Raw genomic sequence first — 13,197 nt, forward strand, 5'->3', positions numbered from 1 at the left:
CTGCTGGGCTGCAATTGCGCAGCCGCATTTCGCTGCCCGGCTAAATAAGGCCCGGCCAGGACCGAAAAAGCCACTTGTAGCCCGTCGCGGGCATCGGGCAGTAATAACCAAAGTCATGGCAATATATGATAGTTGTCACGGCATTGAAGGGGGCGCCGGGTGCATCTTGCAATAGTCAGAAAACCTCCGGGTAATTCTGTTTCGTTGGCCTTTAACTCACCCTGTCATGGTTACGCCCTCGCTGTTGTTTTCCCTGCTACTGGTATTTGGCCTGCTGGCCATTGGCCTGCGCCGTGGTACCCCGGCCCGCGCCTACTAAGATGCCTATGCAAACAGGCATTTGATGCGGACAGGCAGCCGGCGAAAATGCCGGCTGCCTGTCCGCTTGCCTCCCCAGATAGCCGCTAAGCCGTTCGGTTCGTTCGGCCTTCCCATCCTTTTTGCTTTTTTGCCATGAAAAGCCAACCTGCAACGATTAGCACGGAAGAGCATTTGGCCGATGCCGACATCACGGCGGCCATCGAGCTGTTGTTTATGCTCAAGAAAGGCGTCACGTCGCACCTGGTGGAGGTGGCCACGCACGAAGGCATTGTGGTGCTCAGCGGCTTCACCGACAACCTGCTGGCGCGGGAGCGGGCGGCCGAAGTGGCCAAAGCCGTGCTCGGCGTGCGCGGCGTGGTAAACGAGCTGGCCATTCGCACCCCCGATGTGCCCAGTGCCGAGCTGCAGCGCCGGGTGGTGCGGGCCTTGCAAAACGACCCCGCCGTGCGGCGCTACCACGTACACAGCTACGCCAGCAACGGCGAAATCGTGCTGCAAGGCAGCGTGCAGACCTGGGCCGAAGAGCTGCTGGTACTGCGGGCCCTGCGCGGCGTGCCCGGCGTGCGCCACCTGCACAACCGCCTGGTGGTGCGCGGCGGCCCGGAAACGGCCGCCGATGAGGACATTGCCGCCCACATTCGCAATTGCCTGGCCTGGGACCTGCGCGTGAAAAGCCCGCTCGTGGACATCGCCGCCGACCACGGCGTGGTACACCTGAGCGGTACAGTGGGCACGGCGGCCGAGTTCGACCACGTGCTGGCCACCGCCTACCGGGCCGGGGCCACCAGCGTGGAGGCCGCGCAGCTCCAGGTAGCCCCGTGGGCCCTGGATAAGGTGCTGCGCCACCAGCGGTTTGCCCCGAAACCGGACGAAGCCGTGGCCCAGGCCGTGCGCGATGCCCTGCGCTACGACCCGCGCTGCCAGCCCGATGCGCCCACCGTGCAGGTCGAGCATGGCACCGTGACCCTGACCGGCACGGTGGGCAACCTGCGCGCCCGCCGCGCCGCCGGCCAGGACGCCCGCAATGTATTGGGGGTGAAGGAGGTGCGCAACCTGCTGCAAGTAAGCCCCGCCGCGCCCGTGGCCGATGATGTGTTGGAGCACCTGGTGCGAGAGGCCCTGGCCGCCGATGCCTACCTGGCCGGCTACGACTTGCAGGTGAGCGGCCACCACGGCCGGGTGCAGGTGGGCGGCGCGGTAGATTCGCATTTCGACCAGCAGCGCACGGCGGAAGTGGCCAGCGGCATCAACGGCGTAGTGGCCCTGGAAAACCACGTGCGGGTGGTTCCGGGGCGGGCGCAACCCGACGATGAAGACGATGATGCGGCCGACCTCACCGGCCCGGCCGCCGACCTAGCCCTGGAGCAGCGCATCCGGCTGCATTTCTACTGGTCGGCGCTGCTGCACGACCAGGAAATTGAGGTGCGCGTGGCCAACGGCCGCGCCACCCTCACCGGCCCCGTGGATACGTGGCTGGAGCGCCAGCGCGCCGCCACCGATGCCCGCGACTGCGGAGCCCGCGAAGTGAACAACCACTTACGGCCGCTGCACTGAAGGCCGCCGACCAATCAGCAACTAATAAATATAAGCGTATGATGACATGACTACGACTTGCTAATCAACGTGCTACTAGACCCGTTCAAATCATGTCGCAGCCAATCCCGACCCCTGCTTTTCCATTCACTGTGCAGTCCCCGCGCCCCACCGAATCGCCCACTGTCGGCAGCCCTGCTACGCCCAGCTACCCGGCCCCAGAGCGCTACCGCGAGCCCCGCCCCCTGACCGAAGCTGACTACGGCCTCGACGATACGCTGACCGAAGCGGCCGGCATGGCCCGCAATCCGGGCGCGCTGGGCGTTTACGCCGGCTCTTTCTAAGCCGATAATATCCTGGCCCAGCGGGTAGTGGCGGCCCGCCTCGGCAACGGCATCTGGCCCTGGCTGGGCCTAGTCGTAAAGGGTCGAAATCTCGATTAGTCGCTTGATATCCAGGATGGTGATGCTGCTGCCTTTGGTGCTGAGCACGCCTTCTGCCTTCAGCTCGGCCATGAACCGGCTCACGGTTTCGCGCACGGTGCCCACCAGCGCGGCCAGGTCTTCGCGCGAAATCGTGAAGCTGGGCGGGCCATCGGCCGGTTGCTGGTAGGTGCGCAGCAGCAGGAGCAGGGCCTCGGCCAGGCGCTCGCGCACGGGCTTGTAGGCCAGGTGCAGCATTCGTTCCTCGGTTTCGGCCAGCTCGTTGGCCATCAGCTTCATCAGTGAGAAAGCAAAGCCCGGATTGTGCTCGATGAGCTGAAAAAACACCGATTTGGGAATAAAGCACACCTCGGCCTCGTCGAGGGCCAGGGCATTGGCGGCGTGGCCAGTGCCGGCCAGCAGTCCCCGGTAGCCCAGAATGTTGCCGTCTCTGGCCAGCCGGATGATTTGCTCCTTGCCATCGCCGCCCACTTTCGTCACCTTCACATGGCCCGAGTTGATGCTGTAGAGCCCCGCCGCGTGGTCGCCCTCCCGAAACAATACCTGCCCGCGCTGATAATGATGAGTCGTTTTCGCGGCCTCAATTAGGGCCATGTGTTGGTTGCTGGCCAGCAGGGCATCGGCCCAGTGGCGGCAATCCGGGGGGGGATGTGGGACAAATGAATTCACGATATCGGCTAATTATTATTAATGCAATATATATAATTGTAATAATAATTATAAAACTTCGATGGTTTTCTGCCTGCCACCAAGTCGGTGGCACCCCGCTTTTCCCGCTGCTACGCACTAATCCGGGCCCTGGATAGCGCCTCAGGCACATCGGGAAATATTTGGGCTGATAAACCCCTGCACGGCTGCGGCCCGCTGCTTTGTTACGCCGGGAAATACTGAGTTCTGGTTTTCAATCCGTTGCTGAAGCTATTTGCATATACTTGTACGGGGTGTAGAGACGCGACACTTCGCGTCTCTACACCCCGTACACGCTAAAAAACGGCTCAGAAGCGCTCAACCAGCAACGACACCACAGACGGCCCTGCACAACTACCGCTCCTCCCGTTGCCCGGCCAGGGTGGTGCCCGGGGGCTGGTTTTCTGTCGCGTCCTTCCGCTGGCGCAGGCTGGGCAGGGCGCTGCGCTGGGCGGCGGCCTGCATGGCCAGCAGCTGCCGGCGCAGGGTAGCATCCAGGCCATATACGTCGGGGTAGAAGCGCAGCCGGCCCGCCACCACCGCGCAGGTAGCGTAGCGCACGTGCAGCGGCAGGGGGCGCTTCAGAAAGATGGTGCGCGGCTGCGGATTGGCGGTGCACTGGGCCTCGGTGGGCAGCGCGGCGCTGGTGCTGTCGGGCCCCAGCAGGTAGGCTGCCAGGTGCATGGGGCGCGCCAGCTTCATGCAGCCTTCCTCCAGCGCCCGGTAGGCGTGCGCAAACTGGCCGGGCTCTGGGGCATCGCTGAGGTACAGGCCGTAGGGGTTCGGAAATCGAAAGATGATGTTGCCCAGCAGGTTGCCGCAGCCCGGGCTTTGGCGAATGGTATAAGGGAAGTTCGTCACCGTAACGCGCTGCCAGTTTACGGTGGCCGGGTTCACGGCTTTGCCCTGGGCATCAAAGAGCCGGTAGTTGTTGTTGGCCAGGAAGTCCTGCTCCGGCGCGTAGCGGGCATTGGCCTTCAGGTAGGGCAGAATGTGGCGCACCGCTACGTCGTGGGGCACGTTCCACTCGGGCGCAATGGTGAAAGACGTAACCCGACTGTTCAGCGTAGGCGTGGGCCGGTCCGGCCGCCCAATCATAATCCGCTGGCTGAGCTGCACGCGGCCCTTGCGCACCACCTCCAGCTGATAAGCCGGCAGGTTCACCAGCAGGTATTCGCTGCCGGGAATGGCCTCCCAGCGCCACCGCTCCAGCGTCAGGGCCATTTGCTGGCTGCGCCGGCGGTGAGCCGGAGCATCGTTCCCGGTAGCGGGCTGCCGCCGCCAGCGCGCCAGCGCCTTTTGAAGCTCCCGGTACTCGCGCTGCGGCGGCTGGCAGCGCAGCAAGGCCGCCGCAAAGCCCGGGGCAGCCAGCGCCCGGGCCACCCAGGCCGCCGGCTCAAACGGAGCCCCAGCTTTTTCCAGTGGCGAAGGCGTGAAGGCATGCAGCTGCCCCCGCCGCAAATGCCGCGCAAACAGCACCACGCCATCGGTCAGCAGCACATCGAAACGGGCCTGCCGGGCTACCTGGCCCGCCGTGCCGGCCGGCTGCGCCAGCGAATCGGCCAGCGCCTTGAGCAGCGGCACATGGTACACCGCCGGCGTCAGGCCGTAGTCGCTGGCCTGGGTCAGCAGCGCCAGCGCCGCCCGGCCTTTCGGCCCGGCTCCGGCATCTGCGCACCACGCCGCCGAGTGCTGGCGCTGGGTATAAAATGCCTGCACGGCCGGTTCATCGGCCAACGCCAGCGGTAAGGCCCGCTCGGCCGCCGGCACCGCCAGCAGGCGCTGAATGCGGCCGGCCAGCGAGTCGGCCGGGTAATTGGGTGCCAGGGCACGGGGCGCGGCCAGCCGGTCGGCGCTGGTCAGCCCGAAAAGAATGGCCGTCAGTGAAGCCGCTAGCAGCATGGACTTTAACGGACGCATATTCAGAGGGGTAGGGTGAGGATAACCGCTGGTAAAGGTGGTGGGCCCGCCCCCGCAATGCTGTGATGAACGTCATGGCAACGCATGAGATTTCTCATCTGACCAACTCGGCTGCCGCGATGCACTACGCCGCGCAAAATCCCCGCTCCAAAACAAGTCCCGAAGCCGGCAGCTGCCCCGGAATCTGCCCCTCGCCAGGCCAAATCGCGCAGACTAGTTATTCTGGTCGTAATTTGCAGGCTCAAGCTGGTAAAACGGGTACTAGGGTAGCGGAAAGCCGGGCAACGGTCAGTCAGCTTTCCCGAGTTTCAACCGCCCCGCCAGCAGCCCAGCTTAAGAAATATCTGTGAAGAATATCCGCAACTTTTGCATCATTGCCCACATCGACCACGGTAAAAGCACCCTGGCCGACCGCCTGTTGGAATTCACCAGCACCGTGGCCAAGCGCGACATGCAGGCCCAGCTGCTCGACAACATGGACCTGGAGCGCGAGCGCGGCATCACCATCAAGAGCCACGCCATCCAGATGCAGTACCCCTACAAAGGGGAAATCTACACGCTGAACCTGATTGACACGCCCGGCCACGTCGATTTTAGCTACGAAGTAAGCCGCAGCATCGCCGCCTGCGAAGGCGCTTTGCTGATTGTAGATGCTTCGCAGGGCATCGAAGCCCAGACGATTTCCAACCTCTACCTCGCCATCGGGGCCGATTTGGAAATCATCCCCGTGCTCAACAAAATCGACCTCCCGCACGCCATGCCCGAGGAGGTGACCGACGAAATCGTGGACCTGATTGGCTGTGAGCCCGGCGATATTCTGCACGCTTCCGGCAAAACCGGCATCGGCATCGAAGCCATCCTCAATGCCATCTGCGACCGCATTCCGGCCCCGAAAGGCGACCCGGAAGCCCCCCTGCAAGCCCTGATTTTCGACTCCGTCTACAATTCCTACCGCGGCATCGAAGTCCTGTTCCGCATCAAAAACGGCACCATGCGCAAAGGCGACAAGGTGAAGTTTATGGCCACGGGCAAAGAGTACGGCGCCGACGAGATTGGCATCCTGGGCCTGAACCAGGAGCCGCGTCAGGAAATGAGCGCCGGCAACGTGGGCTACCTCATCTCGGGCATCAAAGAAGCTCGCGAGGTGAAGGTGGGCGACACGATTACCCACGTGGCGCGGCCCACCACCGAAGCTATTCAGGGCTTTGCCGATGTAAAGCCGATGGTGTTTGCCGGTATCTACCCCGTCGAAACCACCGAGTACGAGGAGCTGCGCTCATGTATGGAGAAGCTGCAGCTCAACGATGCCTCGCTGGTGTGGGAGCCCGAAACGTCGGTGGCCCTGGGCTTTGGCTTCCGTTGCGGCTTCCTGGGCATGCTGCACATGGAAATCGTGCAGGAACGCCTGGAGCGCGAGTTCAACATGACGGTCATCACCACCGTGCCCAGCGTGCAGTTCCACGCCATCGGCACCAAAGACCAGCTCCTGACAATCAACGCCCCGTCGGAAATGCCGGAGCCCAACCTGATTAAGCTCATTGAAGAGCCCTTCATAAAGGCCCAGATTATTACGGCGGCGGATTACGTAGGCCCCATTATCACGCTGTGCATGGACAAGCGCGGCATCATTAAGGGCCAGTCCTACCTCACTTCCGAGCGGGTAGAAATGACCTTTGAGCTGCCGCTGTCCGAAATTGTATTCGACTTCTTCGACAAGCTTAAAACCATCAGCCGGGGCTACGCTTCGCTTGATTATGAGCTGATTGGCTTCCGCGAAGCCGACATGGTGAAGCTCGACGTGATGCTAAACGGCGAGAAGGTCGATGCCCTGTCGGCCATCGTGCACCGCTCCAAGAGCTACCAGTGGGGCAGCCGCCTCTGCGAGAAGCTGCGCGAGCTGCTGCCCCGCCAGATGTTCGACATCGCCATTCAGGCCTCCATCGGCCAGAAAATCATTGCCCGCGAAACGGTGAAAGCCCTCCGCAAAAACGTGATTGCCAAGTGCTACGGCGGCGACATTTCGCGGAAGCGCAAGCTGCTCGAAAAGCAGAAAGAAGGCAAGAAGCGGATGCGCTCCGTGGGTTCCGTCGAAATCCCACAGGAAGCCTTTCTGGCGGTGCTTAAGATTGATTGATTTGAAAAAGGCGGCTTTCGAGCCGCCTTTTTTATGCATGTCATGCTGACGAAGGAAGCATCTTATCACGGCTGCTTTCGTCAGAATTGCTAACAACATGCGGCGCAAGGCGTGATAAGGTCCTTCGCTTTGCTCAGGATGACACATAATCCCCTTATGACTTCCGTAACCACCTCCAACCTCATCGACGGCAAGCAGACCGCCGAGGACATCAAAGCCGAAATCGCCATCGAAGTGGCCGCCCTGAAAGCCGCCGGCCATAAGGTGCCGCACCTCGCCGCCATTCTCGTGGGCCACGACGGCGGCTCCGAAACCTACGTGCGCAACAAGGTGCTGGCCTGCGAGCGGGTCGGCTTTGCGTCCACGCTGCTGCGCTACGAAGATGATATTACCGAGGCCGACCTGCTGGCCAAGGTGGACGAGCTGAACCGCGACCCCGAGATTGACGGCTTCATTGTGCAGCTCCCGCTGCCGGCCCACATCAACCCCGAAAAGGTCATTGAAGCCATCCGCCCCGAGAAGGACGTCGACGGTTTTCACCCCATGAACATCGGCCGGATGGTGGCCGGTTTGCCGGCCCTGCTGCCCGCCACGCCCTCGGGCATCGTGGAGCTGCTGGCGCGCCAGGGCATCAAAACCAGCGGCAAGCACGCCGTGGTTATCGGTCGTTCCAACATTGTGGGTACGCCGGTTAGCATACTGCTGGCCAAGAATTTGGATACAGCTAACTGCACGGTTACTTTATGCCACTCGCGTACCCAGAACCTGGCCGAAATCTGCCGGACGGCCGACATCGTGGTGGCTGCCATTGGCCGCCCCGAGTTCGTGACCGCCGACATGGTGCAGCCCGGCGCAGTGGTGATTGACGTGGGCACCACCCGCGTGCCCGACGCCAGCAAAAAAAGCGGCTACACCCTGAAGGGCGACGTGAACTTTGCCGAGGTGGCCCCGTTGGCTTCGGCCATTACGCCAGTGCCCGGCGGCGTAGGCCCCATGACCATCGCCATGCTTTTGCTAAATACGCTGCGGGCCGCGAAGGGCGAAATATACCCGCACCCAGCCGGCTGATTTTTAGGAATATTTGGTTATAATTAGCTCCTGGCGTACTTTTAAAGTCCGGCCTTGGGAACGGCGTGTCCTATAGTTGGTGTTCAGGTTGCTTCGCTTCCTGAGGCTTTTTGTGAAAATACCCGTGACGTTACTTACTTCTGAATTAATTGCATCTTCCGATGATGTGACGGCTGTGCCCGCCGGAACGCTGCTGCCCGTAATGGAGCAGTTCTATACCATTCAGGGCGAAGGGTATAATACCGGCCGGGCCGCCTATTTTATCCGCTTGGGCGGTTGCGACGTGGGCTGCGTATGGTGCGACGTGAAGGAATCGTGGGATGCCGACGCCCACCCCCGCCAGTCGGTAGCGCAACTGGTGGAAGCCGTGCTGGCCTATCCCGGCCGCGATGTGGTCATTACCGGCGGCGAGCCGCTGATGCACAATCTGGAGCTCCTCACGGCGGCTTTGCAGGCGGCCGGCTGCCGCACCTGGCTCGAAACCTCGGGCGCGCACCCGCTCTCCGGCACCTGGGATTGGATATGCCTTTCGCCCAAGAAATTCAAGGCCCCGCTGCCCGAAGTGCTGGCTGTGGCCCACGAATTGAAGGTAGTCGTATTTAATGGGCACGATTTTGCATGGGCTGAGGAACACGCGGCGTTGGTTCCGGCCACCACGCGCCTATACTTGCAGCCCGAGTGGAGCCGTGCCGCGCGCATGACGCCCGAGCTGGTTGACTACGTGAAGCAGCACCCGCGCTGGCAGGTGTCGCTCCAGACTCACAAATACCTCGACATTCCCTAGCTTACCGTATGCGTTGCATTTCAGTGTTGGGGGCCGTGCGCCTCGGAATGATGTGTCTGCTGGGCCTGGCCTCTGCCGAATCGGCCTGGGCGCAGCTACCGCCCAAAGTGCAGATGCCCACCAACACGAAGGCCCGCAGCCTGCTCGAAAAAGCGCAGCAGCAAACCAAGGAAAGGGACTTCATCAAGGCCGTTGAAACCCTGAACCAGCTCAACCAGAAGTTCCCATCCTTCGGCGAAGCCTTCCTGCTGAAGGGCTCCCTGCTGAAAGCCATGGGCGACAACCGGGGGGCCCTGGCCGCCTACCGCGACGGCCTGTCCAAAGTAGCCCCCGAGCCGGTTCACGCCTCCGAATACCAGCTGCTGGGCGACCTGGCCCTGAGCTACGGCGACTACCAGACTGCCCTCGATGCCTACCGGCAGCTGATGAAAGTGGCCCCCAAAACCCAGAAAAACCTGGCTAAGTCGCAGCGGCAGCTTCTCACCTGTGAGTTTGCGCTCGATGCCATGAAGCACCCTGTGGGCGAAGCGCCGCTGCCGCTGCCCGCTCCGCTGAATAGCTTCAAGTTTCAGTATTTCCCGGCCCTTACGGCAGATAACCGGTTCCTGCTCTTCACGGGCCGGCCGGCGGCCAGCAGCGGCGAAGACCTATACATAAGCCGCCAGAACAAGGACGGGTCCATGGGCGAACCCGTGCCGATTTCGCCGGCCATTAATTCCAGCTACAACGAAGGCGCGGGCTCGATTTCGGGCGATGGCAAAACGCTGGTTTTCGCGTCATGCGACCGGCCCAAGGCCATTGGCAACTGTGACCTGTACATCTCGCGCCGCACCGGCAACAACTGGAGCCCGCCCATTAACCTGGGTCTCAACGTGAACTCTACGGAGTGGGACTCGCAGCCGTCGCTCTCGGCCGATGGCCGTACCCTGTACTTCACCTCGACCCGGCGCGGCGGCCAGGGCCAGGAGGATATTTACGTGACCACCCTGCAGCCCGATGGCAACTGGAGCCCCGCCCAAAACGTGGGCACGCCTGTGAACACCGCCGGCAAGGACATGGCCCCGTTCATCCACGCCAGCGGCACCACGCTTTATTATGTGACCGATGGCTTAGTGGGCATGGGTGGCCTCGACGTTTTTCGGTGCGAAAAGCAGGGGGCCAGCAACTGGAGCGAGCCCCGCAACCTGGGCTACCCACTCAATACTTTCGAAAACGAAGCCTCCCTTTTTATCACTTCCGATAACCAGAAGGGTTTCTGCTCGCGCAGCCGGGCATCGGAGGAGCCGCCCGGGGGCTACCGGCTGTCGCGCGAGCGGCCGGTGGAGCTGTTCGGCTTTGCGGTGCCGCCGGCCGTGAAGGCCCGCGAAACCAGTACTTACACCCAGGGCCGCGTGTTCGATGCCAACACCAAAAAGCCCCTCAAAGCCGAAGTAAAGCTCTACGACCTCGACACCGACGTGCTCACGCAGTTCGTGACTTCCGACCCCGAGTACGGCGACTACACGGTGGTGCTCAACGAAGGCCACCATTACGCCATGTACGCTGCGGCCGATAAATACCTGCTCAAAAGCCTCAGCTTCGACTATTCCAGCCAGCACCCGTTCAGCCCCACGGCGCTGGATATTTACCTCGAACCCGTGCGCGCCGGTCGCAGCGTGGTATTGAATAACCTGTTTTTCGATACCAATAAGTACGACCTGAAGCCGCAGTCCCGCACCGAGCTCAATCGCCTGATTGAGTTCCTGCGGCAGTACCGCGACGTGCAGATTGAAGTATCCGGCTATACCGACAACGTAGGTGCCCCTGAGTCTAATATTCAGCTCTCGCAGCGCCGTGCCCAGGCAGTGGTTGAATACCTGTCTGACCACGGCATTTCCACCACCCGGCTGCGCTCTAAAGGCTATGGCGCAGGCCACCCCCTGGCTGCCAACGATACCGAAGGCCATCGCCAGCTCAACCGCCGCATCGAGCTGCACATTTTGTAAGGGCGGGATTACCCATTCCGGTCATCACTGCCACTGGGATTATTGTGGGCTGCCGGCTTTTTTGCCGGCAGCCCTTATGGTGCTGTAGCCTTGATGGTGCTGCATTTGCTGCCCCAATTCGTCGCACCACACCATTCAAAGCCCGCACACCAGCCCGAAAATCACTCATTTACGGGTGCCAAGGCAGCTGAAAGGCCACCGTACCTGCACAGGCTGGCCTGGATAGCAGCTTAAACCAACTATTGAGAGAATGGCCCTACAAGGGCTTTTTACTTAAAGTAAGGCTTTAAGTAAGGTGAAATATAATTGCACTCGTAAGGAAAAATATATGGTTCGCCCACTGGAAAACTTTTTTCCGGCCTCAGCGACTGATTTTTTTAAGTAAGCTATTTAACTATAAATCAGGTATTTATTTAACAAGGTAAAAACCTTGAAATTAAAAAAGTGCCAGAAAAAGTATTTTTTGTTCAAATTGATAATTTGTCTATGTTTGATGAGCCCAATTGCACTCCAGCAGGGCACTTGCCTTATCTCATCACCATAACCCCCACATTCCATGAAAAATTTATTCCTGGCTACTTGCTTTGCTGCGGGTGTTACCGTTACCCCAGTGGCCATGGCCGGCCCCGGCGACGGCTCTTACTCACACGCCATGATGGCGCGGGCTACCACGCTCACCCGGGCGCTGGCGCAGCACGTACATTTCAACGAGGCCCAATACCTCTCCGTAAAGCAGCTGCACCTGAATATGCTCACCGAGCGGCGCGACCTGGAGATTATGCTCAACGGCGCCAGCGCGGAAGAGCGTGATACCCAGTTGGCCCAGGCTCAGCAGCGCTACGAAACCGAGCTGGCCGGCATCCTGCAGCCCCAGCAGCTGCTGGCTTACCAGAACCTCCGCACCAACTTTACCGCGCACCGCCTGAAATAGGGGAGGGCAACCTTCCCGGCCGGACACGAAAAAGCCCGCTCCATAGAGCGGGCTTTTTGTTTTTAGCCAATTGGCCGGGACTAGCGGGCGTCGATGGCCGTGTAGTCGCGCTCCAGTTCGCCGGTGTAAATCTGGCGGGGACGGCCGATGGGCTCTTTGTTCTCGCGCATCTCTTTCCACTGGGCAATCCAGCCGGGTAGGCGGCCTAGGGCAAACATCACGGTGAACATCTCGGTAGGGATGCCCAGCGCTTTGTAGATGATGCCGGAGTAGAAGTCTACGTTCGGGTACAGCTTGCGCTCGATGAAGTATTCGTCGGTGAGGGCGGCCTGCTCTAGCTCCTGCGCGATTTTCAGCAGCGGGCTGTCCTGCATGCCGAGGGCCTGCAATACTTCGTCGGCGGCTACTTTGATGATTTTGGCGCGCGGGTCGAAGTTCTTGTACACGCGGTGGCCGAAGCCCATGAGGCGGAATGGGTCGTTCTTATCCTTGGCTTTGTTGATGAACTTGCTGGTGTCGCCGCCGTCTCTTTCGATGGCTTCCAGCATTTCCACAACTTCCTGGTTAGCACCGCCGTGCAGCGGACCCCACAGGGCATTGATGCCGGCCGAAACCGAGCCGTACAGGCTGGCGTTGGCCGAGCCCACGAGGCGCACCGTGCTGGTGGAGCAATTCTGCTCGTGGTCGGCGTGCAGGATGAGCAGCTTGTTGAGGGCGCTAACCACTACGGGGTTGATTTCATACTTCTCGGTAGGGAAGCTGAACATCATGTAGAGGAAGTTGGCGCAATAGTCCATGTCGTTGCGCGGGTAGTTCAACGGATGGCCCATGTTGTTCTTATAGGTCCAGGCCGCGATGGTCGGCATCTTCGCCAGCAGGCGAATGATGTTCAATTCCATCTCCTCGGGGCTGAGGTCGGGCGACACGCTCTGCGGATAGAAGCCGGTGAGGGCACAGATGAGCGACGACAGGATGGCCATGGGGTGCGTAGCCGACGGGAAACCGTCGAAAATCTTCCGCATGTCCTCGTGTACCAGCGTGTGCTTGGTGATTTGGCCGTTGAAGTGCGCCAACTCAGCCTCCGTGGGCAGCGCACCATAAATCAGCAGGTAGGCTACTTCCAGGAAGCTCGACTTTTCGGCCAGCTGCTCAATGGGATAGCCGCGGTAGCGGAGAATGCCTTCCTCACCGTCGAGGAACGTGATGGCGCTTTTGGTAGCGCCGGTGTTTTTGTAGCCCGAATCGAGGGTGACATAGCCGGTCTGGTCGCGCAGCTTGCCAATGTCAAATGCCTTTTCGTGTTCGGTGCCTTCGATAACGGGCAAGGTGATGGACTTGCCGTCGAGGATGAGTTCAGCAGTTTCTGCCATGGGCGGGAGGGGTGTGAGGGA

General features: G+C 60.9%; 10 protein-coding genes. 7 read left to right on the forward strand and 3 right to left on the reverse strand.

The window, feature by feature from the left end:
- Positions 1-453: 453 nt before the first annotated feature.
- Entirely contained in the window at positions 454-1,875 is a 1,422-nt protein-coding gene (locus HBN54_RS08620) for a BON domain-containing protein (protein ID WP_168672797.1), read from the forward strand.
- A 131-nt stretch (positions 1,876-2,006) separates the two neighbouring features.
- Entirely contained in the window at positions 2,007-2,198 is a 192-nt protein-coding gene (locus HBN54_RS08625; protein WP_168672798.1) for a hypothetical protein, read from the forward strand.
- Positions 2,199-2,267: 69 nt separating this feature from the next.
- Here HBN54_RS08625 and HBN54_RS08630 read toward each other — a convergent pair whose 3' ends face one another.
- Both HBN54_RS08630 and HBN54_RS08635 read right to left on the reverse strand, forming a co-directional pair.
- Complete coding sequence (locus tag HBN54_RS08630) at positions 2,268-2,966, reverse strand: Crp/Fnr family transcriptional regulator (RefSeq protein ID WP_168672799.1); 699 nt, start codon at positions 2,964-2,966, stop codon at positions 2,268-2,270.
- 372 nt (positions 2,967-3,338) lie between these two features.
- Positions 3,339-4,904: a L,D-transpeptidase scaffold domain-containing protein gene (locus HBN54_RS08635; RefSeq protein ID WP_168672800.1), complete on the reverse strand. Its 1,566-nt coding sequence runs from the start codon at positions 4,902-4,904 to the stop codon at positions 3,339-3,341.
- Between the two features lie 346 nt (positions 4,905-5,250).
- On the opposite strand from HBN54_RS08635, the gene lepA reads away from it, so the two are divergent.
- The 5 genes from lepA (at position 5,251) to HBN54_RS08660 (ending at position 11,806) form a co-directional block, all read left to right on the forward strand.
- Positions 5,251-7,038, forward strand: coding sequence for a translation elongation factor 4 (gene lepA, locus HBN54_RS08640; RefSeq protein ID WP_168672801.1), 1,788 nt, complete (start codon positions 5,251-5,253; stop codon positions 7,036-7,038).
- A gap of 156 nt (positions 7,039-7,194) precedes the next feature.
- Positions 7,195-8,106, forward strand: a complete 912-nt coding sequence (locus tag HBN54_RS08645; protein WP_168672802.1) for a bifunctional 5,10-methylenetetrahydrofolate dehydrogenase/5,10-methenyltetrahydrofolate cyclohydrolase — start codon at positions 7,195-7,197, stop codon at positions 8,104-8,106.
- 202 nt (positions 8,107-8,308) lie between these two features.
- On the forward strand, positions 8,309-8,890 hold the full coding sequence (locus HBN54_RS08650) for a 7-carboxy-7-deazaguanine synthase QueE (RefSeq protein WP_168673009.1): 582 nt from the start codon (positions 8,309-8,311) through the stop codon (positions 8,888-8,890).
- Positions 8,891-8,898: 8 nt separating this feature from the next.
- Positions 8,899-10,875: an OmpA family protein gene (locus HBN54_RS08655; protein ID WP_235955452.1), complete on the forward strand. Its 1,977-nt coding sequence runs from the start codon at positions 8,899-8,901 to the stop codon at positions 10,873-10,875.
- A gap of 556 nt (positions 10,876-11,431) precedes the next feature.
- On the forward strand, positions 11,432-11,806 hold the full coding sequence (locus HBN54_RS08660; RefSeq protein ID WP_168672803.1) for a hypothetical protein: 375 nt from the start codon (positions 11,432-11,434) through the stop codon (positions 11,804-11,806).
- An 80-nt stretch (positions 11,807-11,886) separates the two neighbouring features.
- Here HBN54_RS08660 and HBN54_RS08665 read toward each other — a convergent pair whose 3' ends face one another.
- A complete protein-coding gene (locus HBN54_RS08665; protein ID WP_168672804.1) occupies positions 11,887-13,176 on the reverse strand; it encodes a citrate synthase in 1,290 nt (429 codons plus the stop codon).
- Positions 13,177-13,197: the final 21 nt, after the last annotated feature.

The sequence above is a fragment of the Hymenobacter artigasi genome (assembly GCF_012275535.1).
GTDB classification, from domain to species: domain Bacteria; phylum Bacteroidota; class Bacteroidia; order Cytophagales; family Hymenobacteraceae; genus Hymenobacter; species Hymenobacter artigasi.

Excerpts from the sequence above, each read along its gene's own strand:
- HBN54_RS08620 (WP_168672797.1), top strand. The coding sequence starts at position 454 with ATGAAAAGCCAACCTGCAACGATTAGCACGGAAGAGCATTTGGCCGAT.
- HBN54_RS08655 (WP_235955452.1), top strand. The coding sequence starts at position 8,899 with ATGCGTTGCATTTCAGTGTTGGGGGCCGTGCGCCTCGGAATGATGTGT.
- HBN54_RS08635 (WP_168672800.1), bottom strand. The coding sequence starts at position 4,904 with ATGCGTCCGTTAAAGTCCATGCTGCTAGCGGCTTCACTGACGGCCATT.
- HBN54_RS08650 (WP_168673009.1), top strand. The coding sequence starts at position 8,309 with ATGGAGCAGTTCTATACCATTCAGGGCGAAGGGTATAATACCGGCCGG.
- HBN54_RS08660 (WP_168672803.1), top strand. The coding sequence starts at position 11,432 with ATGAAAAATTTATTCCTGGCTACTTGCTTTGCTGCGGGTGTTACCGTT.
- HBN54_RS08645 (WP_168672802.1), top strand. The coding sequence starts at position 7,195 with ATGACTTCCGTAACCACCTCCAACCTCATCGACGGCAAGCAGACCGCC.
- HBN54_RS08665 (WP_168672804.1), bottom strand. The coding sequence starts at position 13,176 with ATGGCAGAAACTGCTGAACTCATCCTCGACGGCAAGTCCATCACCTTG.